This is a genomic window from Leucobacter faecis, from assembly GCF_054456695.2.
Genome location: NZ_JBTJER020000009.1, coordinates 1 through 24,087, shown reverse-complemented (window position 1 = coordinate 24,087; position 24,087 = coordinate 1). Strand labels below are relative to the sequence as shown.

At 63.6% G+C, this 24,087-nt stretch carries 23 protein-coding genes and 1 tRNA gene; 18 read left to right on the top strand and 6 right to left on the bottom strand.

What is annotated here, in order from left to right:
• Nucleotides 1–128: 128 nt before the first annotated feature.
• The 5 genes from lepB to rdgB all read left to right on the top strand — a co-directional run bounded on the left by lepB (nt 129) and on the right by rdgB (nt 3,872).
• Nucleotides 129–875 carry a signal peptidase I gene (lepB, locus tag ACXR2W_RS10640; RefSeq protein ID WP_458815764.1) on the top strand — a complete coding sequence of 249 codons (747 nt, stop codon included), beginning with the start codon at nt 129–131 and terminating at the stop codon, nt 873–875.
• Nucleotides 875–1,528, top strand: a complete 654-nt coding sequence (gene rnhB, locus ACXR2W_RS10635) for a ribonuclease HII (RefSeq protein ID WP_458815766.1) — start codon at nt 875–877, stop codon at nt 1,526–1,528. Before lepB ends, rnhB begins: the two co-directional genes overlap by 1 nt.
• A gap of 48 nt (nt 1,529–1,576) precedes the next feature.
• Nucleotides 1,577–2,416 carry a glutamate racemase gene (murI, locus tag ACXR2W_RS10630; protein ID WP_458815768.1) on the top strand — a complete coding sequence of 280 codons (840 nt, stop codon included), beginning with the start codon at nt 1,577–1,579 and terminating at the stop codon, nt 2,414–2,416.
• Nucleotides 2,417–2,502: 86 nt separating this feature from the next.
• Nucleotides 2,503–3,255 carry a ribonuclease PH gene (rph, locus tag ACXR2W_RS10625; protein ID WP_458815770.1) on the top strand — a complete coding sequence of 251 codons (753 nt, stop codon included), beginning with the start codon at nt 2,503–2,505 and terminating at the stop codon, nt 3,253–3,255.
• Nucleotides 3,252–3,872: an RdgB/HAM1 family non-canonical purine NTP pyrophosphatase gene (gene rdgB, locus ACXR2W_RS10620; protein WP_458815772.1), complete on the top strand. Its 621-nt coding sequence runs from the start codon at nt 3,252–3,254 to the stop codon at nt 3,870–3,872. Before rph ends, rdgB begins: the two co-directional genes overlap by 4 nt.
• A 70-nt stretch (nt 3,873–3,942) precedes the next feature.
• Here rdgB and ACXR2W_RS10615 read toward each other — a convergent pair whose 3' ends face one another.
• The 3 genes from ACXR2W_RS10615 to ACXR2W_RS10605 all read right to left on the bottom strand — a co-directional run bounded on the left by ACXR2W_RS10615 (nt 3,943) and on the right by ACXR2W_RS10605 (nt 7,237).
• A complete protein-coding gene (locus ACXR2W_RS10615) occupies nt 3,943–4,581 on the bottom strand; it encodes a LysE family translocator (RefSeq protein WP_458815774.1) in 639 nt (212 codons plus the stop codon).
• Nucleotides 4,578–5,936 (bottom strand): magnesium transporter, encoded by a 1,359-nt coding sequence (gene mgtE / locus ACXR2W_RS10610; RefSeq protein ID WP_458815776.1) that lies wholly within the window; start codon nt 5,934–5,936, stop codon nt 4,578–4,580. The genes ACXR2W_RS10615 and mgtE overlap by 4 nt, the downstream gene beginning before the upstream one ends.
• A 317-nt stretch (nt 5,937–6,253) precedes the next feature.
• Nucleotides 6,254–7,237: a sugar-binding transcriptional regulator gene (locus tag ACXR2W_RS10605; protein ID WP_458815778.1), complete on the bottom strand. Its 984-nt coding sequence runs from the start codon at nt 7,235–7,237 to the stop codon at nt 6,254–6,256.
• Nucleotides 7,238–7,296: 59 nt separating this feature from the next.
• Here ACXR2W_RS10605 and ACXR2W_RS10600 point away from each other — a divergent pair, with 59 nt between their 5' ends.
• The 6 genes from ACXR2W_RS10600 to ACXR2W_RS10575 all read left to right on the top strand — a co-directional run bounded on the left by ACXR2W_RS10600 (nt 7,297) and on the right by ACXR2W_RS10575 (nt 13,603).
• The gene (locus ACXR2W_RS10600; protein ID WP_458815780.1) at nt 7,297–9,051 is read left to right on the top strand and encodes a glycerol-3-phosphate dehydrogenase/oxidase; all 1,755 of its coding nucleotides are present in this window, start codon (nt 7,297–7,299) and stop codon (nt 9,049–9,051) included.
• A gap of 75 nt (nt 9,052–9,126) precedes the next feature.
• Complete coding sequence (locus ACXR2W_RS10595) at nt 9,127–9,888, top strand: MIP/aquaporin family protein (protein ID WP_458815782.1); 762 nt, start codon at nt 9,127–9,129, stop codon at nt 9,886–9,888.
• A 70-nt stretch (nt 9,889–9,958) separates the two neighbouring features.
• The gene (glpK, locus tag ACXR2W_RS10590; protein ID WP_458815784.1) at nt 9,959–11,473 is read left to right on the top strand and encodes a glycerol kinase GlpK; all 1,515 of its coding nucleotides are present in this window, start codon (nt 9,959–9,961) and stop codon (nt 11,471–11,473) included.
• A gap of 54 nt (nt 11,474–11,527) precedes the next feature.
• Nucleotides 11,528–12,331 (top strand): aspartate dehydrogenase domain-containing protein, encoded by an 804-nt coding sequence (locus tag ACXR2W_RS10585; protein ID WP_489948848.1) that lies wholly within the window; start codon nt 11,528–11,530, stop codon nt 12,329–12,331.
• Nucleotides 12,332–12,349: 18 nt separating this feature from the next.
• On the top strand, nt 12,350–13,105 hold the full coding sequence (locus tag ACXR2W_RS10580) for a potassium channel family protein (RefSeq protein WP_458815788.1): 756 nt from the start codon (nt 12,350–12,352) through the stop codon (nt 13,103–13,105).
• 333 nt (nt 13,106–13,438) lie between these two features.
• Nucleotides 13,439–13,603 carry a hypothetical protein gene (locus tag ACXR2W_RS10575; protein ID WP_458815790.1) on the top strand — a complete coding sequence of 55 codons (165 nt, stop codon included), beginning with the start codon at nt 13,439–13,441 and terminating at the stop codon, nt 13,601–13,603.
• A 488-nt stretch (nt 13,604–14,091) separates the two neighbouring features.
• On the opposite strand, the gene ACXR2W_RS10570 is transcribed toward ACXR2W_RS10575, so the two are convergent.
• The 3 genes from ACXR2W_RS10570 to ACXR2W_RS10560 form a co-directional block, all read right to left on the bottom strand.
• The gene (locus tag ACXR2W_RS10570; protein WP_458815792.1) at nt 14,092–14,619 is read right to left on the bottom strand and encodes a hypothetical protein; all 528 of its coding nucleotides are present in this window, start codon (nt 14,617–14,619) and stop codon (nt 14,092–14,094) included.
• A gap of 286 nt (nt 14,620–14,905) precedes the next feature.
• Nucleotides 14,906–14,987 (bottom strand) — tRNA-Leu (locus ACXR2W_RS10565).
• Nucleotides 14,988–15,019: 32 nt separating this feature from the next.
• The gene (locus tag ACXR2W_RS10560; protein ID WP_458815794.1) at nt 15,020–15,805 is read right to left on the bottom strand and encodes a TIGR00645 family protein; all 786 of its coding nucleotides are present in this window, start codon (nt 15,803–15,805) and stop codon (nt 15,020–15,022) included.
• 298 nt (nt 15,806–16,103) lie between these two features.
• On the opposite strand from ACXR2W_RS10560, the gene ACXR2W_RS10555 reads away from it, so the two are divergent.
• The 7 genes from ACXR2W_RS10555 (at nt 16,104) to ACXR2W_RS10525 (ending at nt 23,938) form a co-directional block, all read left to right on the top strand.
• Nucleotides 16,104–17,159, top strand: a complete 1,056-nt coding sequence (locus ACXR2W_RS10555; RefSeq protein WP_458815796.1) for a TerC family protein — start codon at nt 16,104–16,106, stop codon at nt 17,157–17,159.
• A 229-nt stretch (nt 17,160–17,388) separates the two neighbouring features.
• Nucleotides 17,389–18,867 (top strand): 3-isopropylmalate dehydratase large subunit, encoded by a 1,479-nt coding sequence (leuC, locus tag ACXR2W_RS10550; RefSeq protein WP_458815812.1) that lies wholly within the window; start codon nt 17,389–17,391, stop codon nt 18,865–18,867.
• A 4-nt stretch (nt 18,868–18,871) separates the two neighbouring features.
• Nucleotides 18,872–19,474: a 3-isopropylmalate dehydratase small subunit gene (gene leuD, locus ACXR2W_RS10545; RefSeq protein WP_458815798.1), complete on the top strand. Its 603-nt coding sequence runs from the start codon at nt 18,872–18,874 to the stop codon at nt 19,472–19,474.
• Between the two features lie 26 nt (nt 19,475–19,500).
• Nucleotides 19,501–20,856, top strand: a complete 1,356-nt coding sequence (gene murA / locus ACXR2W_RS10540; RefSeq protein WP_458815814.1) for a UDP-N-acetylglucosamine 1-carboxyvinyltransferase — start codon at nt 19,501–19,503, stop codon at nt 20,854–20,856.
• Between the two features lie 63 nt (nt 20,857–20,919).
• Entirely contained in the window at nt 20,920–21,693 is a 774-nt protein-coding gene (locus ACXR2W_RS10535; protein WP_458815800.1) for a lysophospholipid acyltransferase family protein, read from the top strand.
• A 17-nt stretch (nt 21,694–21,710) separates the two neighbouring features.
• Nucleotides 21,711–22,808 (top strand): NAD(P)H-dependent glycerol-3-phosphate dehydrogenase, encoded by a 1,098-nt coding sequence (locus ACXR2W_RS10530; protein ID WP_458815802.1) that lies wholly within the window; start codon nt 21,711–21,713, stop codon nt 22,806–22,808.
• Complete coding sequence (locus ACXR2W_RS10525; RefSeq protein ID WP_458815804.1) at nt 22,808–23,938, top strand: D-alanine--D-alanine ligase family protein; 1,131 nt, start codon at nt 22,808–22,810, stop codon at nt 23,936–23,938. The genes ACXR2W_RS10530 and ACXR2W_RS10525 overlap by 1 nt, the downstream gene beginning before the upstream one ends.
• The last annotated feature ends 149 nt before the right edge of the window (nt 23,939–24,087 follow it).

Sequence of the window (24,087 nt, the reverse complement as noted above, 5' to 3'; positions counted from 1 at the left end):
CCTGTGTCATTCTCAGGCTCCCACCCCCAAAAGGTGGGAGCCTGAGGTGTCTGCCCGCTTTCTGTGCGGGCCCGCCACTGTGCGCCGTGACAGCGTCGCATGCCCTCTCTCATTTTCAAGGAGCCGCCATGAGCGAAACCGCAGCGCAGCCCGCTAACAAAGCGCGGGGTGGTGGGTTTCTCGGCTTCATACGTGACCTGCTCGTCATTCTCGTGGTCGCGTTTCTCGTTTCTTTTTTGCTTAAGACGTTTCTCGTGCGCAGCTTCTATATTCCATCAGTGTCGATGGAGCAGACACTCAAAGTCGACGACCGCATTCTCGTGAACCAGCTTGTGCCCGACATTATCGATGTGAAACGCGGCGACGTGGTCGTGTTCAAAGACCCGGGGGGCTGGCTCTACCCGCGCGGCACGCAACCGCCTCGGGGGTTCGAGAAAGTACTGCAGTCTGTTGGGCTTGCCGCTGATACGAGTCACGAGTACGTCGTCAAACGCGTCATTGGTGTGGGCGGCGACCGTGTCGCCTGCTGCGACGCACAGGGCCGCGTGACCGTCAACGGAGTGCCACTCGACGAACCCTACATCGTGATACCGCCGGGCGAGACGGCCGCGTCAAAGCTCGACTTCGACGTGACCGTGCCCGAGGGGTCGGTATGGGTGATGGGCGATAACCGCTACCAGAGCAAGGACTCGCGCTATAACCAGGACCAGCCCGGTAAGGGGTTCGTGCCCGAAGATGAGATCGTGGGCCGCGCCTTCGTTATCAACTGGCCACTCAACCACTTCACCTGGCTCGGCACCCCAGAGGGGACCTTCACTGGCGTTGAGCAAGCCAAGCAAGCTGACCAGGCTCAGCAGTCTGCTCCGGATCAATAATGCGGCCGCTGAAACCTGACGCTGAGAAAGACCCCACGCTCGATTTCGAACGTGAGCTGTGGGCCGCAGGAGCTCCGCTCGTGATCGGGCTCGACGAGGTCGGGCGTGGAGCGATCGCGGGGCCCGTGGCCGTCGGCGCGCACGCCGTGCTCGCGGGGTCAGACACGTTTCCTGAGGGGCTGCGCGACTCGAAGCTGCTGAGTGAGAAGCGCCGCGTCGTCGTCGCCCCGCTCGTCGCCACCTGGGGAGTCGGCGCCGTCGGCTACGCGAGTGCCGCTGAAATTGATGAGCACGGGATCACGCAGATGCTCGGGGAAGCGGCGCGCCGCGCCCTCCTCGCACTGCACGAGCAGGGCATCGACGTGACGCAGGCCGCGATCATCCTCGACGGGTCACAGGACTGGCTGTCGCCCGTGCTGAAGAGCCCGCTCAACGTGCGCACGCGCGTGGGAGCCGACCGGCTCTGTGCCAGCGTCGCCGCGGCGTCAGTGGGAGCCAAGGTCGCACGCGACTTGCTCATGTGTGACGCCGCCGAAGCGCACCCAGAGTATGCCTGGGCGTCAAACAAGGGGTACGGTGCTGCCGCGCACTACGCCGGCATCAAGGCCCACGGCCTCACCGAACTGCATCGCCACACCTGGATCAAGGCGTGAGGGGCCCGGGCGGCGCAGCTCGCCAGGCCCGGGCGGTAGGCTGGTCGAGTGAGTAAGCACGCCATATCTGCCGATTCCCCCATTGGAGTCTTCGACTCGGGAGTGGGCGGGCTCACGGTCGCTCGCGCGATTCGTGACCAACTGCCCGGCGAATCAATGATTTACGTCGGTGACACTGAACGCACTCCCTACGGCCCGCGCCCCATCGCTGAGGTGCGTAGGTTTGCTCTTGAAATCCTTGACGACCTAGTCGCCCAGGGCGTCAAAATGCTCGTGATCGCCTGCAATACGGCCTCGGCGGCGGTGCTGCGCGATGCGCGCGAGCGCTACGACGTGCCCGTCGTCGAAGTGATCGGACCGACCGTGCGTAGCGCCGCCTCGATCACACGCAACGGCAGGGTTGGGCTGATCGGCACGCAGGGCACGATCCAGTCACGCGCGTACGACGACCTGTTTGCGATGCGGCCCGAGATCCGGCTCACAGCAGCCGCGTGCCCCAGATTCGTTGAGCTCGTCGAGGCCGGTGAGACGAGCGGTCCCGAGGTGCACCGCGTGGCCGAGGGATACCTCGCACCGCTCATCGCCGAGGGCATCGATACGCTCGTGCTCGGTTGCACGCACTACCCGTTCTTGCGCGGTGCCCTCAGGCAGGTCGTGGGCCCAGATGTGGCGCTCGTATCGAGCGACATCGAGACCGCGAACGAGGTGTTTCAGGTGCTCACCGAGATGAACCTGCTGCGCCCACCCAGCACCCAAGAACCAGAGCTGAGGTACGAGGCGACGGGCCCCGACACCGCCGGGTTTGTAGATCTCGCACGCCGCATGCTCGGCACCCAGATCGACGCCGTCGACCTCGTGCACACGGGGGCCATCACCGTGCCCCGCTAAAGCCCACTCTCGTAGACCACAGCGCGGGGCTAGCATGTCGCCCCGCGCTCGTCGTATCGTATTTTCAATACCACCCAAGGAGACCCATGTCTGAGTACACCCGCGTCGACGGCCGTTTGGTCGGCGAGATGCGCCCCGTCACGATCGAACGCGGCTGGAGCGCGCAGGCCGAGGGCAGTGCTCTCATCTCTTTTGGCAACACGCGCGTGCTGTGCACCGCGTCGTTCACTCCGGGAGTGCCGCGCTGGCTCAAGGGCGAGGGCACCGGGTGGGTGACCGCAGAGTATTCGATGCTGCCGCGGTCGACGAACGAGCGCATGCAGCGCGAGTCGGTGCGGGGCAAGATCGGTGGCCGCACCCACGAGATCTCACGTCTCATTGGGCGTAGCCTACGCGCTGTGATCGACACGAAGGCGCTCGGCGAGAACACGATCGTCATCGACTGCGACGTGCTGCAGGCCGACGGCGGTACCCGCACTGCGTCGATCACAGGCGCCTACGTGGCGCTCGCTGACGCGATCGAGTGGGCGCGCGCGAACGGGCACATCTCGAAGAAGGCGCAGCCGCTCAAGGACTCGGTGGCTGCCGTGTCGGTGGGTATCGTGGGCGACACTGCGATGAGCGATCTCGCGTACACCGAGGATTCGGCGGCCGAGACCGACATGAACGTGGTTGTGACAGGCTCGGGCGACTTCATTGAGGTGCAGGGCACGGCCGAGGGCGTGCCGTTTAAGCGCGATGAACTCAATGCGCTGCTTGACCTGGCGCTCGCGAGTGCCGAAGAGCTGACCCTGCTGCAGCGCGAAGTGCTGTCGGCCGACAACGGAGGTGCCGCATGACCCTGAAGATTGTTCTCGCCTCGCACAACGCGCACAAGCTCGAGGAGCTGCGCCGCATTCTCGGCCCGCAGATCCCCGGCATCGAACTCGTAGGCTACGACGGGCCCGAGCCCGTCGAAAACGGCCTCAGCTTCGAAGAGAACGCGCTGATCAAGGCGCGCGCGGCGGCCGCACACACCGGGCTGCCCGCGATCGCCGATGACTCGGGCATCACCGTCGATGTGCTCGGCGGCATGCCCGGCATCTTCTCGGCGCGCTGGAGCGGCCCGTCGCGCGACGATAAGGCCAACGTTGACCTGCTGCTGTGGCAGCTCACCGATGTGGCTGACGCGCACCGGCAGGCGGGCTTTGTGTGCGCGGCCGCGCTCGTGATTCCTGGTGACCCGGCGGTGCCGGGTCAGCCCGCCACCGAGGTGTGCGAGCTGGGGGTGTGGCAGGGAACGCTGCTGCGCGAAGCGACCGGCGAGAACGGCTTCGGCTATGATCCGGTGTTTGAACCCGAGGGCATGAACCGTTCGGCGGCCGAACTGACCTCGACCGAGAAAGATCAGCACTCGCACCGCACGCGCGCGTTCACGGCGCTCGCGCCCGAAATCATCGCGCGCCTGGGCGCCTAGCCCGCGAGGCGCGCACCGCGCGTACAGCGTAACGGCCCCGGGTGCTTGCACTCGGGGCCGTTCGCGTAGCTTATGTGAGCAGCAGCGTGGCCTGCGCGGCGATCACCGCCGCGATCACCACGAAGAGCGCGCCCGCGACCACATCGATCCACGGGGCGAGGCGGGCAAACCGCGCGCGAAACCCGGCGCCAGACGAGGCGAGCGCGATACCCACAAACCAGGCCACGCCCGACACGATCATCGCGCCGATGATCGCCCCCTGCGTGCTGACGCTCGCCTGAGCGGGCAGAAACTGGCTGAGCAGGGCCGTGAAAAACACGAGCGCCTTCGGGTTCGCGAGGTTCGTCGTGACCCCCAACACAAACGGCCTGCGGGTGTGGGCGGGGGCGGCTTCGCTCGATCCGGATCGCGCCTGTCGCAGCTGGGCGATGCCGCCGCGCGCGCTTTGCACACCGAGCCAGGCCAGTACGGCGGAGCCTACGAGCTGGATCGCGGGCAGCAGCGCCGGGGCGGCCGCCAGCAGCGCGCCCATGCCGAGCACCGATGCCGTGATCCACACGACGTTGCCAGCCATGATGCCGAGCGCAGACAGCACCGCGGCCCGGCGCTCGCGCACGCCGAGGCGGAGCACGAGCAGTACATCGGGGCCGGGCATTGCGACGGCCGCACCCCAGGCCAGCGCGAGGCCGCCCCAGGCGGCGAGGGTCACAGCTGCAGGATCGCGCGCGCGATCATGAAGTAGATGATGAGGCCGGTGGCGTCAACAAACGTCGAGATGAACGGGTTCGAGAACACAGCCGGGTCGACCTTTACCGCGCGAGCAAGCAGCGGCATGCCGCCGCCGACGGCCGCGGCGACCGTGCACACCGCGAGCAGGGTGAGGCCGATCACCGCGCCGATCTCGGGGGAGTACACGAGTCCCGCGATGGCGAAACCGAGGCTGCCGAGCAGCAGCCCGAGTGATGCGCCCGTGCGCAGCTCGCGCGTGAGCACACGCACGAGGTCCTTCGGGCGTACATCGCCGAGCGCGAGGGCGCGCGTGACGGTCGTGGCGGCCTGATTACCGGTGTTGCCGCCCGTGCCAATGAGTAGCGGCACAAACAACGCGAGCACCGTGACCTGTTCGAGGGTTGCCTCAAACACCTCGAGCACCTGCACCGTGAGCGTTGCACCGACCGCGAGCACGAGCAGCCACACGACGCGCGACTTTACGAGCGTAAACACGGGCGTCGACAGGTAGGGCCGGCGCAGCGGTTCGGTGCCACCCTGGCGAGCGGCGTCTTCGCTCTCTTCGTGCTCGAGGATGCGCACGGCATCGTCAATCGTGAACATGCCGACGAGCCTGGACTCGCTGTCGACGACGGGCATCGCGAGCAGCATGAGGTCGGTGATGCGGCGGGCCGCAACCTCTGCTTCTTCAACCGCCTCGGCCGAGTGCGGCTCCTGCATAATCGATGCGATAGTCGCCTCGGGGTCAGCGGCCATGAGATCGCGGAGGCTGACGATGCCCACGAGGTGACGAGAGTCATCGAGCACGGGGATTGTGTAGACCGTCTCGGCCTCGTGCAGGCCAGCGTGTACGCGGTCGAGGCTCTGTGCCACGGTGTAGCTTGCGCGCGTCGATACATACTCGGGGGTCATGCGCCGACCCGTGCTGCCCTGGGGGTAGCCGAGCAGGGCAGCCGTGTTGACGCGCTCCTTCTCGGGGAGGCCCCGCAAGAGCCTCGTCGCGAGCGCGGCGGGCACCTCGTCGACGAGCCAAGCGCGGTCGTCGGGGTCGAGCTCTGCGAAGAGGCGCGTCACCTCTGAGTCCTGCAGTCCGTGCAACAGGTCGCTTTGCAGCGTGGGGTCGAGTAGCTCGAACACTTCGAGCGCGCGATCTTTGGTGAGCAGGCGGTAGAGCACCGCGCGTTCCTTCGACGAAACGCGCTCAAACGCGAGTACAACATCTGGCACCGGCAGCAGGCCGAGCTGCTCGGTGAGGGCCGGCAGATCGCGGGCGCCTAGATGTCGCTCGACGAGCGAAATCGTGGTGTCGATGGGGGTGGGCTGAATGTGTGTCATGAGGCACCACTTTCGGTGGGCCGGCCTAACGGCCAGGCGAATGGTTCACACGGAACTTCCCGTGTGAGGGTATTCGTGGGTGCCGGGCCCTGGGCATGCTACAAGCGCAGAATGCGAGGGGAGCCCGGCTTGAAACTGCAACTGTCGCTGGGCACTGTCTCACCTCGCCTAAATAGAAATCTTGTGGGCACAGTGAAGCCGCCCTGAGTCGAACGCTACCAGCATGGCGCGCGGTGCACCAAATGGCTTGGGGCCTACCGGTTTGATTACAGGGGCTCACTAAGTCTCACTGTAATCATGAATTGCGGTGCGGCGCCCTACCGCCCCTTGTTGCCGGTGTGCCAGGTATACACGGCCCGGGCTAGGGCCTCGTCGACGACCAGTTCGGTGATGAGTCCTGCCGCGAGTGCGCCGCGCAGGCTATCGCGTTTGGAGGTGCTCGTGACAATGCACAGCCGGTGCGGAATCTCACGAATAGCATCGAGCGACGGGCCGCTCGAGCGCTCGTTCAGATCAATCCCGTCATCGCTGCCGTCGGCGCGATAGAACACCGTGGCGCAGTCGCCCACGACGCCGTAGCGTTTGATGGCGGCGCGGTCTTCGCGGTCGAGGTACCCGCCTGAATAGACGTGTGAGGGCAGCTCTGCTTGCGGTGAACCGAGCCCAAACACAAACAACCCGGCCCGCGCCTGCTGCTCGCGCACCGCGCGCACGCTACGCTCGCGCCACATCGCCTGCTTAGTCAGCGGGTCATCAAACAGGGCGGGCACGGGAAACTCGTGCACGGTCATGTCGAACGCCGTCGCGAACCGCCCCAGCAGGTCACCCGCGTATGAGATACCGGTTGTCTGCAGGTTGACCGCGCCATTCATCTGCACCACATGCGAGGCGTGCGTGGGCTTTGAGGGCAGCCTGCTGGCGACGGTCGAAAGCGTGGATCCCCAGGCCACACCCATCGTGAGTTGAGAGCTCACAGCCTGGGTGAGTACACCCGCCGCCGTGTGTGCGGTGCGATCAAGCACCTCGAGTTCGGTGGCGCGCGCGGGGGCCCGCACGACGTGCGCGGTCACCCCGAGGGTGTTTGAGAACCACGCTTCGAGCTCGTTCTGGGCTGCCTCGGGGGAGTGAATGGTGATCTCAACGAGACCACTTTCTCGCGCAAACGTGAGCAGACGTGAAACTGAAGACCTCGACACCCGCAGCTCTGAAGCAATCGCTTCCATGGTGAGATTCTGCTGGTAGTACAGCCGTGCGGCACGCAGCGCAATCTCGGCGCGGGGTACGCGTTCCCTAGCAGTCACGAAACTCCTTTGCGACACGGGTGATGGTTTTTGCACGTTTGTGCAGAATAGTTGCACTCATGACCATAGCGGCCCATGCTGGGGGCGTGCAGGATCAATCAGATTTTTCAGAGGCAACCACCGCCCGTATTGCGTCGCTCACCGGCCGACCCAACGCGCGCGTGCTGGTGATCGGTGCGGGTATCAACGGCATCGCCACGTTCCGCGACCTCGCGCTCCAGGGCGTCGACGTTGCTCTTGTAGAGCGGGGGGACTATGTCTCGGGGGCGTCTTCGGCCTCGAGTCACATGGTGCACGGGGGTATTCGCTACCTCGAGAACGGTGAGTTTCGGCTCGTCAAAGAGTCCGTTACCGAGCGCAACCGACTGCTGCGCATCGCGCCGCACTATGTCAAGCCACTCGAGACAACGATCCCGATCTACAAGACCTTCTCGGGTATCCTTTCAGCCCCGTTCCGGCTGCTCGTGACCCACGGTCGCGGCAAGCCGAACGAGCGCGGAGCGTTTCTGATCAAGGTCGGCCTCATGATGTACGACACCTTCTCTCGCGGCGGCGGGCAGGTGCCGAAGCACCGCTTTCTCGGTAAGAAACGTGCGCTCCAAGAGCTGCCCGATATGAACCCGGGCCTCAAGTACACGGCGACCTACTACGACGCGTCGATGCACGATCCCGAGCGGCTCGCGCTCGACGTGCTGTGGGACGGCATCGAGACGGGCAGCCACGCACGCGCTGCAAACTATGTCTCGGCCGTGGGCCACTCTGATGCCGGGGTGCGCCTGCGCGACGAAGTAACGGGCGCAGAGTTCGACTTCGCCGCTGATCTCGTCGTCAACACGAGCGGCCCCTGGACCGACCTGACCAACGAGGCGCTCGGGCAAGAGACGCAGTTTATGGGCGGCACCAAGGGGTCGCACATTGTGCTCGACCACCCCGAGCTGCTCGCCGCCACCCGCGGCCGTGAAATCTTCTTCGAGCACTCCGACGGCCGCATCGTCTTGATCTACCCGCTCAAGGATCGGGTGCTCGTCGGCACCACCGACATCAACGCTGATCCGCGCGAGGACAGTGTCTGCACCGACGAAGAGGTCGAGTACTTCTTCGATCTGGTGGGCCACGTGTTCCCCAAGATCGAGATCAAGCGCTCCGACATCGTGTACTCCTTCTCGGGTATTCGCCCGCTGCCCAAGCACGACGACACCGCCCCTGGCTTCGTCTCGCGTGACTACCGCATTGTTGAAGGCCGCATGGGCCAGACGCCCACGCTGAGCCTCGTGGGCGGCAAGTGGACCACGTTCCGCGCGCTCGCTGAGCACCTCGCCACCGAGGTCATGACCCGGATCGGTGGCAAGCGCACGGTCGAAACCACGAATCTTTCGATTGGCGGGGGCAAAGAGTTTCCGACCACCGAGGGTGCTGAACGGTTGTGGGTCACCGCGCACGGTGACGGTCTCGACCAAACAATCGTTGCTTCGCTGCTTGCGCGCTATGGCACGCGAGCGGCCGCGCTCATCGCCGAGCTGCCCGAGCAGCCCACCGAACTCGCGCACGCTCGCGGTTACTTTGTCGAAGAGCTCGCGTATCTCGCGCGCACCGAACACATCGTGCACCTAGACGATCTGCTCAAGCGCCGCACCTCGCTGGCATTCTGCGGGCACCTCACGAGCGAACTGCTCGAGGAGCTCGCCGAGGTTTTGGCCGACACCCTCGGCTGGAGTGAAGCTACGCGAGCGAGCGAGGTTGCACGTGCGACACAGATCTTGCGTGACGCGCATCGCGTCACGCTTGGAACGAGTGGGATCGCCCCGCTCGGATAACTCCTAGCGCGGGTGCCCACGGCAGCGTGTGGCGGGGCACCCGTGCGCCCATTTCACCGAAAGGTCAATGAAGACATGACAGAAATTAACCTCGGGCTGTATTTCACGTCCGAACTCGTGGGCACAGCGCTGCTCGTGCTGTTTGGCTGCGGCGTTGTAGCCAACGTGGCGCTCGCCAAGACCAAGGGTAACGCCGGCGGGTTCGCGATGGTGAACTGGGGCTGGGGCTTTGCCGTGTTTGTCGGCGTGCTTGGCTCGGCCTACTCGGGTGGCCTGCTCAACCCTGCCGTCGCGATCGGTATGTTGATCGCGGGCAAGATTACGATGACGATGTTCTGGGTGGCCGTCGCCGCAGAGCTCATCGGCGCCGTCCTCGGTGCGATCCTGTGTTGGGCCACGTACCGCGACCACTTCAATGCCGACGCAGAGCCCGCCGCCAAGCTCGGCGTGTTTGCGACGGGGCCCGCGATTCGCTCGTACGGGTGGAACTTCGTGACCGAGGTGATCGGCACGTTCACCCTCGTGTTCATTGTGTTTGCCTTCGCAGACTTCGGTGATATTCAGGTGGGCGTGCCGGGCGGCCTGGGCCCGATCACGGCGCTTCCTGTGGCGTTCTTGGTCGTTGCGATCGGTATGTCGCTCGGCGGCCCGACCGGCTACGCCATCAACCCGGCGCGTGACCTTGGCCCCCGTATCGCGCACGCGATCCTGCCGATCAAGGGTAAGGGTGGCAGTGACTGGTCGTACGCGTGGGTTCCGGTCTTCGGCCCACTCGTGGGTGGCGCGCTCGCGGCATTCGCAGCCCCCTTGCTGCTGGGCTTCGCCGCGGCCATCTAGTCGCTGCAGCAGCTGACACGCGACAACATATTCCGTAGATTACCTAGACACCCATAGAAGGAGCAGCATCGTGGCTGAATACGTTATTTCAATTGATCAGGGCACCACATCGTCGCGCGCGATGATCTTCGACCGCAGCGGCAACGTGATTGCCGTGGGGCAAAAAGAACACGAGCAGATCATGCCGCAGCCCGGCTGGGTCGAACACGACGCAGTCGAGATCTGGCAGAACGTGCAAGAAGTGATTGGCGTCGCGCTCGGCCGCGCAGGCATCACCCGACACGACATCGAGGCGATCGGCATCACCAACCAGCGCGAGACCGCTGTGGTGTGGGACCGTCGCACGGGCAAGCCGGTGTACAACGCGATCGTGTGGCAAGACACACGTACCCAGGCGATCGTCGACCGCCTGGCGGCAGACGGTGGCGTCGAACGATTCAAGGAGATCGTGGGGTTGCCACTCGCCACGTACTTCTCGGGCACCAAGGTGGCGTGGATTCTTGAAAATGTTGAGGGTGCCCGCGAGGCGGCCGATGCGGGCCACCTCATGTTTGGCACCACCGACAGCTGGGTAGTGTGGAACCTCACGGGCGGTGTCGACGGCGGCGTGCACGTCACCGACGTGACGAACGCGTCGCGCACCCTGTTCATGGACCTCGCCACGCTTACGTGGCGCGACGATATTCTCGAGGCGTTTGGTGTGCCGCGTTCGATGCTGCCCGAGATCAAATCATCGTCTGAGGTGTATGGTCACGCCGAAGACACGTCGCTCTTGCGCGAGACACCCATCGCGGGCATTCTCGGTGACCAGCAGGCGGCCACGTTCGGGCAGGCCGCGTTTCGTTCGGGCGAGAGCAAGAACACTTACGGCACCGGCTGCTTCTTGATCTTCAACACCGGTGAAGAGATTGTGCACTCAAAGAACGGGCTGCTCACGACCGTCGGGTTCAAGCTCGGCGACGGTCCCACGCATTACGCGCTCGAGGGTTCGATCGCCGTCACCGGGTCGCTGATTCAGTGGTTGCGCGACCAGCTCGGCATTATCGACAGCGCACCTGAGGTCGAGCAGCTCGCAAGCTCGGTCGAGAACAACGGCGGCGTGTACTTCGTGCCCGCATTCTCGGGGCTCTTCGCGCCGTACTGGCGACCCGACGCCCGCGGCGCGATCGTTGGGCTCACCCGCTACGTCAACAAGGGCCATATCGCGCGCGCCGCGCTCGAAGCGGTCGCGTTTCAGACCCGCGACGTGCTCGACGCGGTCAACGCCGACGCGGGCGTCGAACTCACCGAGCTCAAGGTCGATGGCGGCATGGTCGCAAATGACGCGCTGATGCAGTTTCAGGCAGACGTGCTGGGTGTGCCCGTGGTGCGCCCGGTCGTGGCCGAGACGACGGCACTCGGCGCCGCTTATGCCGCAGGTCTTGCGGTCGGCTTCTGGAGCGGTCTCGACGACCTGCGCGCGAACTGGCAAGAGGAGCGCCGCTGGGAACCCGCGATGGTGGCAGAGGACCGCGACCGCGAGCTGCGGCTGTGGCGCAAGGCGGTCACCAAGTCGATGGACTGGGTGGACGAAGACGTCGCCTAACGTACTGGGAGCTCGACGAACGAGACGACTCACGAAGCAGCCTAGGCTGGGGGTATGACAGCTCAGGATCTTCGCGTCTCGGTGTTGGGTTACGGGGCGATCGGCGCGCGCGTGGCAGGGGCCATCGCGCGCGCCGAGATCCCCGGCGTGACGCTCGTGGGGGCGATCGTGCGCACGCCCGCGAGCGCCTGGGCTGCCGGGATCCGGCCCCTGCATCTCACAGAGGCGCTCGCAGAGAGCGACCTGATCGTCGAGTGCGCGACCGGCGAGGCGCTGCGCGTGGCGGGGCCGCAGATCATTGCGGCCGGTGTCGCGTTATTGCCCGCGTCGCTGGGGGCGCTCGCTGATCCGGATCTGCGGGCCCGGCTCATCGAGAAAGGCCCGGGCCGCTGCTATCTCACGGCCGGCGCGATTGGCGGGCTCGACCTCTTGGGGGCCGCCGCTCGCGACGGCGGGCTCGAGGCCGTCACGCTCACCTCAACGAAGCGTGCCCGCACGCTCGTGCAGCCGTGGATGACCGTGGCGGAGGCAGAGCGGCTGCGTGACGCAGAGGGGGCCTTCACGCTGTTTGAGGGCAGCGTGCAAGACGCGATCGCGCGGTTTCCGGCGTCGCTCAACGTGGGCGTAGCGTTGGCCGCGGCAACTGGGCTGTGGGACACGGTGCGGGTGCGGCTGGTCGCAGACCCGACCGCAGAGCTCACGAGCCACCGCATCACGGCCACGGGCGCCGCGGGGGAGTACGACTTCTCGATCACGAACAAGCCGCTCGCCACCTCGCCTGCTTCGAGCGGCGTAGTGTCGGCAGCGCTGTTGCGCGGGGTGGCGCAGATCGCGCGCCCCTCCGGTGCGTTTGTGTAGAACCAATAGAGTTGACCCATGCCTGACACAGCTGTTACCTGGCCCAACGGTCTCGCGCGCGTGCAGCGCTGGGAGCGGCGCACCGCGTGGCCGCTGTTTGCGGGATCGCTCGTCTTCTTCGCGTGCTTCACCATGAGTTGGGTCGACCCGCACCCTGAACCGCGTTTGCGGGAGCTTGGGGCCGCCACGGTCGTCGTGCTGTGGGTGTGGTTTGTGGCCGACTATTTCATTCGTATGTACCTCGCGCGCGGCCACGTGCGTCAGTTCTTTGCGACCCGCGGGCTCGACCTGCTGAGCATCGTGCTGCCTGCGTTTCGGCCCTTCTTGATTCTGGTCACGATCTGGCGCATGCCGGTGTTTGCGGGCGCGAACGCCACGCGCATGCGTGTCAGATACGGGCTCATTACCGTGCTCTTCGCATTCATCTACGTGTACGTGAACTCGTACTTCGTGTGGGCGGTTGAGAAGGGTGCACCGGGCGCGACGATCGTGAACTTCGAAGATGCCGTGTGGTGGGGGTTCGTCACGATCTCGACCGTAGGCTACGGCGACTACGCGCCTGTCACGCTGCTCGGTCGCGTCATCGCGATCGGTCTCATGGTCGGTGGAGTGCTGGTGATCGGCGTCACGACCGCCACAGTGCTGTCGTATCTCACCGACCGTATTCGTTCAATTGCAATCCCGGATCAAGATCGCGCCCCAGCCCCAGCCCCAGCCCCAGCCCAAGCCGCAGACGTGTCAGTCGTGTCAGGCGAGCGAGAGCCTACCGGGTGAAGGTTTGGTACCAGACCTGACACATGAACACCTGAGCTGACGTAGGCTGAGCGAGTGCTCGCCATCCCCCCAAGTGTGAGCGCATGTGGCCCCGCTCTCGAGCGGGGCCACACTATGTGACCCGGCGGGTTTGCGCCGAGCGCAGTCCCTGGAATCTGCGTTCCCTACGTCGCGCAGAATGACAGGTGGGGCGTCGCCCACGTCATCCCGCGTGCATAAAATACTCGGGCGAAGATGTGAGCTTGTTCGTCAATCCCATGTCGACGCCACATCGTAAGTGCGAGCCGCATGATCCTCGGCCGGAGTGCGACGGGCGGAGGATAGTGTCATTCTATGAACGACTTCATCATTGCGCTCATCGGACAAATTGCTTTCTGGTTGTTTGGTGTGATCATCACCCTGTGGGTTCTGTGGGCAATCATTCGTGGAGCAGTGCTATCTGCGCTTCGGAAGCATGCTGCAGAGCAGGCAGAACGGCGACCGCATTACCAGGTCTAGAAGAATAGACAAGAACTGTACATGGTGACCGGTGTGGAGCGCCGTTCTCTACTTCGGCTGACACTTCTTAGGCACGAGGTAGAAACTAGTCGAGACCCAAAGCGCAAGATTGCTACCATGACGTAGTACCGCCCTGTACTCGAATAGAAAACTCGGCCATCTTGTCCTGCGTCCTGACCTCGAGAATCTACTTGTCGAGGTCAGCTCACAGCTTCACGTCGCTTCGGCTCTTGGCTCTTCGCAACCGCTGTGGTGTGAGTGCATGGAGCATGGGAGACGAGCGACTTCTCCGCGAGGAGCTACCGACCAGCAGCGAGTTCGATCGATGTGGCGACCACTTCCTAAACGGTCAATCGCGCGACCACGAGTTAACGAGCAAACTTGGACGCAGAGGACCTGACTGAGTGGGGGCTGCGCCGATACGAGGAAAGTTCCGCGCTAATGATCACGGTAGGACACCTGGGGGGGTTGCTGTTGAACGTTCACGTTTAGTGCTCTGCTGCGTCAGGAATGTCTGTTCGTTCTATGAGGATGGTGAGCCCGTCGTTAGGGTGATAAGTCCATGAGGCTTGAAAATCTGACCAGACTTCCTCGCGATTGCCGTCTAACGCTCTCGTGGCTTCGAGCTTGCTGATTAACGCTTCGGTGGCGTCGAGCTCATCGAGGAAACAATAGACGTCCTTCAGTGCCGCAGATTCTGGTCCGAGGAGTCCGGCTGATGCAAATCTGACCGATTCACCGTCGTCCATTACCTCGAAGGTGCTGTATGAGATCTCACAACTTCTGGCCAAATCGTTGAACTCGTGCGCTCGAAGTACGTTGGCGACCCGTGTCTGCTCTGCTTGTTCTGCTCTCACCGATTCGACAAATGCGAATGCCGCGGCAGCGATGCCTCCGATGGCGAGGAGGGCTCCTGAAGCTACTGCTAAAGTAATCAGCTTCTTCTTGGAACCTTGTCGAGCCTGTTGTGGGTCGCCGCATTGTTGTCTAGGAGTGTCCTCATCGATGTGCCGCATATGTACAACATTAGCCCGAGCCACGCACCGGCCTTGGATTCCACGTGTCCTCCGTCGCGCGGAATGACGGGTGGTGGGGGCACGTCGCGCAGAATTATGGGTGGAGACGGTGGGGCGAGGGGGGGGTGGAGCCGCCGGTTTGCTGGGTTTGGTAGGAGTAGCGGCGAAGCCGACGCGACCGGAGAGCGGCAGCCCCCGCGCTCCGCAGATGCAGGGTGCAAAGTAGGGTGCAGCAACGCGAAAGGGCAGTAGCTCCGTGAAGCTACTGCCCTTTGTTTTCAACGTGTGCGCGAGGGGGGACTTGAACCCCCACGTCCGAAGACACTGGAACCTAAATCCAGCGCGTCTGCCAATTCCGCCACTCGCGCGTGCGGCCGATTTTCATCGGCCGAGAACCAGCTTAGCGGTTCTTGGTCTCAGACACGATTTCGGCGCCCTCGGGGAGTTTCGCACCTGCCGGGAGCCTTACCGTCACGAAACCGTCGACTGCTTCGCCGGGCTTAGCCGACTCCGTGACGGTCGTGGTCGGTTGCCCCATCAGCTCGGATTCGACGGCAGCGGCCGTGACCTGGTCACTGTGGCCCCCGTCACCGTGGTGGCTCATCTTGTCGATCCACGCGAGTGCAAGCGCCGAAACGATAAATGCGAGGTGAATCATGACCTCCCAGAAGACGCCGGTCGACGAGTAGAGCACGCGACCGTCGGCCGCGAGCACTACGCCGTCGTCCATGCGTCCCACCTCAATAAACGTCTTGAGCAGGTGAATCGACGAGATTGAGATGATCGAAATTGCGAGCTTGACCTTGAGCAGGTTCGCGTTGACGTGTGACAACCAGTCGGGTTCGTCATGGTGCCCACTGACCCGAATCTTCGAGACGAAGGTCTCGTAGCCGCCAATGATCACCATGATGAGCAGGTTTGCGATCATCACGATGTCAATGAGCGCGAGCACGCTGAGCATGACTTCCGTCTCAGAGATCTTGCCAGAGAGGACCACGTTCTCGAGCAGATGCCAGAGCTCAACAAAGAACAGCACGACATAGATTGCCTGCGCGATGATCAAGCCAAGGTAGAGCGGTGCTTGAAGCCATCGGCTGGCAAAAATGAAGCCGGCGAGGGTGCGCGAGGCGGGCCCGGGCCCGCGCTGGGCGCTGCGTTCAATTGACGCCTGCTGATTGCGGTTCACGTGGTCTCCCATGGAATCGTGGTGAAAAGATGCGTCACAGCATATCGCGCGCCACGCCAAAAAATTCTTAAAACACTGCGGCTCACTAGCCCCGCGGCGTATACTGGGCGACGCGAAGGGGAGTATCCCGTCTTTGCTCACGTCGTCAATACGCAGCGCGCCGATCGCACTGCCGGTGTGGGCACGGCCTGATCCGGATCTTGCGTGGGCCACGAGGCCCGCGATCGAGCCGCGACCTGGCCGGGGGAGAGACTTTCGGTATGTGGCGTACCCACACCGAGAGAAAGTAACACTCCAAGTGACTTCAGTTCTACCGCTCTGGTTCGAGATCGGTTCAATGATCGTGCTCGTGGGCATCTTGCTCGTCGACCTGCTGCTCATTGTGCGCCGTCCGCACGTTCCCTCTATGCGCGAGGCCAGCCTGTGGGTCGGGTTCTACGTGCTGCTGGCCCTCGTGTTCGCGGGTGCGATGTTCATTATTGGAGACGTACAACACGGCTCAGAGTTTCTCGCTGGTTGGCTTACCGAGTACAGCCTGTCGATCGACAACCTGTTCGTTTTTGTGCTGATTCTTGCGGCATTCAAAGTGCCGAGCGCCTACCAGCAGCGTGCCCTGATGATCGGTATTGTGCTTGCGCTGGTGTTTAGGGGCCTGTTTATCTTGGCTGGCGCCGCACTGATCGAACGCTTCATCTGGGTCTTCTTTATCTTCGGCGCGTGGCTGATTTGGACGGCCTGGCAGCAGGTCAAGCCCGGTGGCGATGACCACGGTGGCGATAGCTGGGTGGTTCGTCAGGCCAAGAAGGTCATGCCCATCACCGACGAGTACGACGGGGGCAAGCTGCGCACCACCGTCGATGGCAAGCGCATGTGGACCCCTTTCTTTCTCGTGCTCGTGTCGCTGGGCACTACCGACCTGCTGTTTGCGCTTGACTCGATTCCCGCGATCTTCGGTATTACGCAGAGCCCGTTCATTGTGTTCACCGCAAACGTGTTTGCGTTGATGGGGCTGCGCCAGCTCTACTTCTTGCTCGGCGGCCTGCTTGAGCGCCTCGTGTACCTCAAGTACGGCATCGCCTTCATTCTCGCGTTCATTGGCGTGAAGCTCGTGTTCCATGCGCTGCACGAGAATGACGTGCCGTTTATTAACGGCGGCGAGCCCGTCTTGTGGGTGCCCGACATTAGTACCTGGATGTCACTGGGCGTGATTCTGGGTGCGATGGGCATCGCGACGATTGCCAGCGTTGTGAAGGCGAGCCGCGACGCGAAGGCTCGTGGCGAGCGGCTGCATTTCGGTGCCGCAGAAACGCAAGGCGATAAGCACAGCGACACGCAAGCGACAGACGAAGGCTAGCCTGACCGTCTCCGAATGCACCCGGTGCTAGACTCCTAACCATGCGATCGTGGCTCGTGCTTCTTCACTGCCGCGACGGGGCCTAACCCATTCGGTCACCCGTCGCGGAGTTCTCTCATGGCCGATATCACCGCGCAACGGGGCCGAAATAATTTCGCGCAGCGCAGCGTTAGAAGAAACGCACCAACCGAAAGATTAGACACGCATGAGTGAGCAAAACGTTCAGACCATGGGGGCAACGACTGCCCCCCGCACCCTCGCTGAGAAGCTGTGGGATGACCACGTCGTCGTGAAGGGTGAAGGCGGTCAGCCCGATCTGATCTACATTGATCTGCACCTGATTCACGAGGTTACGAGCCCGCAGGCTTTCGACGGCCTGCGGGTGGCAGATCGCCCGCTGAGGCGCGTCGACCTGATGATCGCAACCGAGGATCACAACACTCCGACCCTCAACATCACAAAGCAGATCGAAGACCCGACGAGCCGGCTGCAGATTGAGACCCTGCGCAACAACGTCAAAGAGTTTGGTGTGCGCGCGCACCCGCTCGGTGACAAAGAGCAGGGCATCGTGCACGTGGTGGGTCCGCAGCTGGGACTTTCTATGCCCGGCATCACGGTCGTGTGCGGCGATAGCCACACCTCGACTCACGGCGCGTTTGGCGCACTCGCGTTCGGTATCGGCACGAGCGAGGTCGAGCACGTCATGGCGACCCAGACTCTGCCGCTCAAGCCGTTCAAGACGATGGCGATTAACGTCGAGGGCGAGCTACGCCCTGGCGTCACGGCGAAAGACATTATTCTCGCCGTGATCGCAAAGATTGGCACCGGTGGCGGCCAGGGCTACGTGCTCGAGTACCGCGGCTCGGCCATTCGCGCGCTGTCGATGGATGGCCGCATGACGATGTGCAACATGTCGATCGAAGCGGGCGCGCGCGCAGGTATGGTCGCGCCAGACGAGACCACGTTCGAGTACGTGAAGGGCCGCGACCACGCCCCCAAGGGCGCTGACTGGGACGCGGCGGTCGAATACTGGAAGACACTGCCCACCGACGAAGGTGCCGTGTTCGATAAAGAGATCTTTATCGACGCGAGTGAGCTCGAGCCGTTTGTCACCTGGGGCACGAACCCGGGCCAGGGCGTGCTGCTGAGCGAGAATGTGCCGGATCCGGCGCAGATTGCCGACCCGAACGAGCGCGCCGCGGCAGAGCGGGCGCTCGAGTACATGGACCTCGTCGCGGGTACGCCGATGAAGCAGATTCCCGTCGACGCCGTGTTTATGGGCTCGTGCACCAACAGCCGTCTCGATGACCTGCGCGAGTTCGCTGAGATCATCAAGGGCAAGAAGAAGGCAGAGGGCGTACGCCTCATGGTGGTGCCCGGCTCCGCCCGCGTGCGACTTGAAGCCGAGGCCGAGGGGATCGACAAGATCGTCGAGGAGTTTGGTGGCGAGTGGCGTTTTGCCGGCTGCTCAATGTGCCTTGGCATGAACCCCGACCAGCTCGAGCCGGGGGAGCGCTGCGCGTCGACCTCGAACCGTAACTTCGAGGGACGCCAGGGCAAGGGGGGCCGCACGCATCTCGTGTCGCCGCTCGTTGCTGCCGCAACCGCCATCAGGGGTACGCTGTCGAGCCCCTGGGACCTGCAGGCAGACGCCGCAGCCAATAGCGCAGCCACCCAGTCAGTTACCGACGAGAAGATTGGAGCCTAAGGCTATGGAAAAGTTTACGACTCAGACCGGCGTTGCCGTACCGCTGAAGCGCTCCAACGTCGACACCGACCAGATCATCCCCGCGGTGTTCTTGAAGCGCGTCACCAAGACCGGTTTTGATGACGCTTTGTTCTATCACTGGCGCCAGGACGAGAGCTTTGTGCTCAACCAGCCCCAGTTCGCTGGGGCAGAGATTCTCGTGGCCGGCCCCGACTTCGGTACCGGATCGTCGCGTGAGCACGCCGTGTGGGCGCTGCGTGACTACGGGTTCAAGGTCGTGATCTCGCCGCGCTTTGCAGACATCTTCCGTGGCAACTCGGGCAAGCAAGGCCTGCTTGCCGCAGAGGTCACCGAGGCCGACGTAGAAAAGCTATGGGCCGCGATCGATGCCGATCCGGGTATGAAACTGACCGTCAGTCTTGAAGACTGCACGGTGACGGCAGGAGATCTTTCCGTGCCGTTCCAGGTCGACGAGTACACTCGCTGGCGCCTGCTAGAGGGGCTCGACGACATTTCTCTGACGCTTCGCAATGAGGGCGCGATCTCAGAATTTGAGAGCCGCCGCCCGAAGTGGATGCCGACGACAACCCCGGTGGAGGCCGCGTGACTGACAACGAAACCGAAGGCCTAAAGATGGACGCCCAGAAAGCGGGCGCCCGGGTAGGTCTCACCTCTGATGAGATTCTCATCAACGGTGGGCGGCCGCTGAAGGGCCGCATCGAGGTGCGAGGAGCGAAGAACCTCGCCCCCAAGGCAATGGTGGCGGCGCTGCTCGGTACGAGCGCGAGTGTGCTTCGTAACGTGCCCAATGTGTCTGATATTCGTGTCGTGGCGGGCCTGCTCGCGCTGCACGGTGTGCAGATTACGCGCGGCACTGACGGGGGCGAATGGCGCCTCGATCCATCGAACGTCGAGCAGGCACACCACGCCGACATCGACGCACACGCTGGCTCGTCACGCATTCCGATCCTGTTCTGCGGCCCGCTGCTGCACAGGCTCGGCGAGGCTTTCATCCCCGATCTTGGCGGCTGCCGGATCGGCGATCGCCCCATCGATTTTCACCTTGAGGCGCTGCGCAAGTTTGGTGCGGTCGTCGAGAAGCTGCCGAGCGGCATCAGCCTCACGGCGCCCGACGGGCTGCACGGCGCAAACATTGAGCTGCCTTACCCCTCGGTCGGTGCGACCGAGCAGGTGCTGCTGACGAGCGTGCTCGCAAAGGGGCAGACCGAGCTGCGTAACGCGGCCATCGAACCCGAGATCATCGACCTGATTTGCATTCTGCAGAAAATGGGTGCGATCATCACGGTTGAGCCGAACCGCGTGATTTTCATCGAGGGCGTCGAGGAGCTGCGCGGGTACGACCACCGTGCGCTGTTTGACCGCAATGAAGCAGCGAGCTGGGCTTCTGCCGCGCTCGCTACGCGCGGCGACGTGTTTGTGGGCGGCGCGCAGCAGGAAGAGATGATGACCTTCCTCAACGTCTTCCGTAAGGTCGGCGGCGACTTCGATGTGCACGACGACGGTATTCGGTTCTGGCACCCGGGCGGCGATTTGAAGCCCGTGCGCATTGAGACCGACGTGCACCCCGGCTTCATGACCGACTGGCAGCAGCCCCTCGTGGTTGCCCTGACCCAGGCGGAGGGCGTGTCGACGATTCACGAGACGGTCTACGAGAACCGCTTTGGATTCACCGATGCGCTCAACCAGATGGGCGCCAACATCGAGGTGTTCAAGGATGGGCTACACGACGGCGCTCGTCGCGTGAAGCGGCGCGAGTTTGAACAGGCAGCCGTGATTTCTGGTCCGACCCCGTTGAAGGGGGCAGAGATTCAGGTGCCCGACCTGCGCGGTGGGTTTAGTTACCTCATCGCTGGTCTCACGGCCGAGGGACAGACCAAGGTAACGAACCTTGGCATCATCTCCCGCGGCTACGAGAACTTCATCGAGAAGTTGCGCCTGCTCGGCGCGGATTTCGTCTACGAGGGCTAGTTGCGACGCGCGCGCCGGGAACGCATGCAGCACCGGCGCGCGCTCGTGCACGATAATTGAAATATGTTTGAAACGGTGAAGCTGCGCAGCCGGCCCTCAGCTGAAAAGCGAAGGCCATCAGTCTTCTGGGTACTCGCGGGTGTCACGCTGCCCGCGTGGTCGCTCATGGTGCGGTACCGGTTTACGCCGCAGTCGAAGCTGCCGCAGACGGGCCCTTTCATTTTGGCGCCCAACCACTACAGCGAGATCGACCCCGTCGCGATGGGCGCCGCGGTCTGGCACCTGGGCCGTCTTCCCCGCTTCATGGCCAAGGCCAGCCTGTTCAAGGTACCCGTATTTGGCTGGTTGCTGCGCGCCTCGGGGCAGGTGCCCGTTGAACGCGAGGGCGCCGCGCGCGCATCCGGTCGCGGCGGTGCGATGGGCGGGGCAGGTGCGCTGATCAAGAACGACTCGGGCGTCATTGTGTACCCCGAGGGCACACTCACGCGCGACCCAGACCTGTGGCCCATGCGCGGCAAGAGCGGTGCGGTGCGGCTCGCACTCGAGTCGGGCATCCCGTTGATCCCCGTCGCCCACTGGGGTACACAGAATCTGATGCCGCGATACGGCAAGAAGATTCACCCGTTTCCGCGCAAAACCATTCATGTCGCAGTCGGCGAGCCGCTCGATCTGAGCAAATACCTCGCGGGCACCATCGACCAGAAGACCGTCAACGCGGCAACGACCGAGCTGATGAACGCGATCACCGCGCTGCTCGCGGGGCTCCGTGACGAAACACCTCCCACCGAACGCTGGGACCCAAATAAGCATCAGCAAAGCGAGACGGGGCGATTTTGACAACAAAGCCGAATCCAGTGGTGGCCAAACGCGCCGCGCGTAACCGCGGTCGCAAGGTCGCCGTGATCGGATCGGGCAGCTGGGGCACGACCTTTGCGAAGGTACTCAGCGACGCAGGCTGCGATGTCACCATGTGGGCGAGGCGCCCCGAGGTCGCAAACGAGATCCAGGTAGCCAAGCGCAATAGCCAGTACCTGCCCGGCATCAACCTGCCCAAATCACTCAAGGCGACAAGCGACCTCGCAGAGGCGCTGCGGGGTGCACGCCTCGTGTTTCTTGCGGTGCCAAGCCAGACGATGCGGCAAAACCTGCTCGATCTCGAGCCGTTCCTTGACGGCCGCAGCGTGCTGGTGAGCCTGGTGAAGGGCGTCGAGAAGACGACCACCATGCGCATGTCTCAGGTCATCAGTGACACGCTCGATCTTGATCCGGATCGAATTGCGGTCGTATCTGGCCCGAATATTGCTCTCGAGATCGCCAAAGAGCAGCCCACGGGCGCGGTGGCCTCGTGCGCTGATCTCTCGGTCGCGCAGGAGATTGCGACCGCAGCATCGGCGCCGTACTTTCGCACCTATGTGAACACCGACGTCGTGGGCACAGAGCTGGGCGGCGTGCTCAAGAATTTGATTGCGCTCGCGATTGGCATTGTCGATGGTGTGGGTTACGGCGAGAACACGAAGGCCGCGATCATCACCCGCGGGCTCGCCGAGATGACCGAATTTGCGATCGCTTCGGGCGCCGACGCAGCAACGATGTCGGGTCTCGCCGGCCTCGGCGACCTCATCGCAACGTGCCAGTCACCGCTGTCACGCAACAACACTGCCGGCCGGCTCATCGGCCAGGGGTACTCGCAGGAGGAGACCCGCGAGCAGATGAATCAGGTGGCCGAGGGAATCACCTCCGCGGCGCCCGTACTCGAGCTCGCCCACGAACGCGACATCGTGATGCCCATTGTCGAGCAGGTGCGCATGGTGCTCGAGGGCACGATGGCGCCAAAGAATCTTGGACCGCACCTCGCGACAGAAGACAGCGTGCCGCAGCCCGAGCTCAAGCTCGGCCAGCAGACACCGGGTCGCTGGCAGCGGCTCGTCAACCGTATGAAGGGAACTCACTAGTGAGCGATTCGACTGAGACTCAGGCAGCGTCTAAGCGCCGTGTGGTGCTGCTGTTTGGTGGCCGATCGAGCGAACACGGCATCAGCTGTGTGACCGCGGCCGGCGTGCTGCGCGCGATTGATCGTACGCTCTTCGATGTGGTTCTCGTGGGGCTAACGAAGCGCGGTGCGACGGTGCTGATGCAAGAGGAAGACCTCGCTTCGTATGCACTCGAAGCCGGCGCGCTGCCCGAGGTGACCGATAACGGCACGCGTGTGCTGTGGCCTGCATCGCTCGACACCCGTGCCATGACGGTGATCTTTGAAGACGGATCACTGCAGACGCTCGGTCATGTTGACGCTGTGCTGCCCATGCTTCACGGGCCCTACGGTGAAGACGGCACGGTGCAGGGCATGCTCGATCTTGTCGACATGCCCTATGTGGGCAGTGGGGTGCTGGGCTCGGCGCTATGCATGGACAAGCACGCGGTGAAGACGGTGCTCGCCGCGGCGGGCATTGCTGTTGCCCCCTGGCGCACCGTGACACTTGACGAGGTCGAACGCGACGCGTCTGTCGTTACGCGTCTCGACGAGGGTCTCAGTTACCCGTTGTTCGTCAAGCCTGCGCGGGCAGGTTCTTCGGTGGGTGTGAGCCGAGTTACTGAGCCAGGCGAGATCGCGGCGGCGCTAGAAGTGGCTTTCGCTGAGGATCGCACCGTGCTTATTGAGTCGGGTGTGACGGGGCGGGAGGTCGAGATCGCGGTGCTCGAAGGCCGCGACGGGGCACGCCCACGCACCAGTTCAGTGATCGGCGAGATCGTGTTCACTGGCCGCGAGTTCTACGACTTCGAAGCCAAGTACCTGGGCGCTGCGGGCATTGAGCTCGAGCTGCCGGCACGGGTGACCGACGCTGAATACGAGGCGATTCGCGCGGCGGCCGTTCGTTCCTTTGAGGTGGCTCAGTGCGCAGGTCTTTCCCGGATCGATTTCTTCCTGACCGAAGACGGCCCAGTACTGAATGAGATCAATACGCTGCCCGGGTTTACCCCCATCTCTATGTACCCGCGTCTGTGGCAGGAATCGGGGCTCGGCTACACGGAGCTCATCACCGAGCTGATCGAACTCGCGATAGCCAAGCGTCCCGCCTACTAAGCGCAGGGGATTGGGCCCGGGGATCAAGGCGACACGCCGATGCTCGGGCCTGGCTTGACCGTGGGGGCTAATCTGCGTAATGTTATCTCTTGTCGCCGCAACGAAGCCGGGCCGCAGAGCGGGCCGGCTGAATTAGCTTGCGGTAAACA

What these genes read in the sequence shown, in the direction of transcription:
- ACXR2W_RS10570 (WP_458815792.1), bottom strand. Translation starts at nt 14,619, where the DNA reads ATGCGGCACATCGATGAGGACACTCCTAGACAACAATGCGGCGACCCA.
- rdgB (WP_458815772.1), top strand. Translation starts at nt 3,252, where the DNA reads ATGACCCTGAAGATTGTTCTCGCCTCGCACAACGCGCACAAGCTCGAG.
- lepB (WP_458815764.1), top strand. Translation starts at nt 129, where the DNA reads ATGAGCGAAACCGCAGCGCAGCCCGCTAACAAAGCGCGGGGTGGTGGG.
- ACXR2W_RS10595 (WP_458815782.1), top strand. Translation starts at nt 9,127, where the DNA reads ATGACAGAAATTAACCTCGGGCTGTATTTCACGTCCGAACTCGTGGGC.
- ACXR2W_RS10535 (WP_458815800.1), top strand. Translation starts at nt 20,920, where the DNA reads ATGTTTGAAACGGTGAAGCTGCGCAGCCGGCCCTCAGCTGAAAAGCGA.
- ACXR2W_RS10585 (WP_489948848.1), top strand. Translation starts at nt 11,528, where the DNA reads ATGACAGCTCAGGATCTTCGCGTCTCGGTGTTGGGTTACGGGGCGATC.
- mgtE (WP_458815776.1), bottom strand. Translation starts at nt 5,936, where the DNA reads ATGACACACATTCAGCCCACCCCCATCGACACCACGATTTCGCTCGTC.
- ACXR2W_RS10600 (WP_458815780.1), top strand. Translation starts at nt 7,297, where the DNA reads ATGACCATAGCGGCCCATGCTGGGGGCGTGCAGGATCAATCAGATTTT.
- ACXR2W_RS10575 (WP_458815790.1), top strand. Translation starts at nt 13,439, where the DNA reads ATGAACGACTTCATCATTGCGCTCATCGGACAAATTGCTTTCTGGTTG.
- rnhB (WP_458815766.1), top strand. Translation starts at nt 875, where the DNA reads ATGCGGCCGCTGAAACCTGACGCTGAGAAAGACCCCACGCTCGATTTC.
- ACXR2W_RS10580 (WP_458815788.1), top strand. Translation starts at nt 12,350, where the DNA reads ATGCCTGACACAGCTGTTACCTGGCCCAACGGTCTCGCGCGCGTGCAG.
- leuD (WP_458815798.1), top strand. Translation starts at nt 18,872, where the DNA reads ATGGAAAAGTTTACGACTCAGACCGGCGTTGCCGTACCGCTGAAGCGC.
- murA (WP_458815814.1), top strand. Translation starts at nt 19,501, where the DNA reads ATGGACGCCCAGAAAGCGGGCGCCCGGGTAGGTCTCACCTCTGATGAG.
- leuC (WP_458815812.1), top strand. Translation starts at nt 17,389, where the DNA reads ATGGGGGCAACGACTGCCCCCCGCACCCTCGCTGAGAAGCTGTGGGAT.
- rph (WP_458815770.1), top strand. Translation starts at nt 2,503, where the DNA reads ATGTCTGAGTACACCCGCGTCGACGGCCGTTTGGTCGGCGAGATGCGC.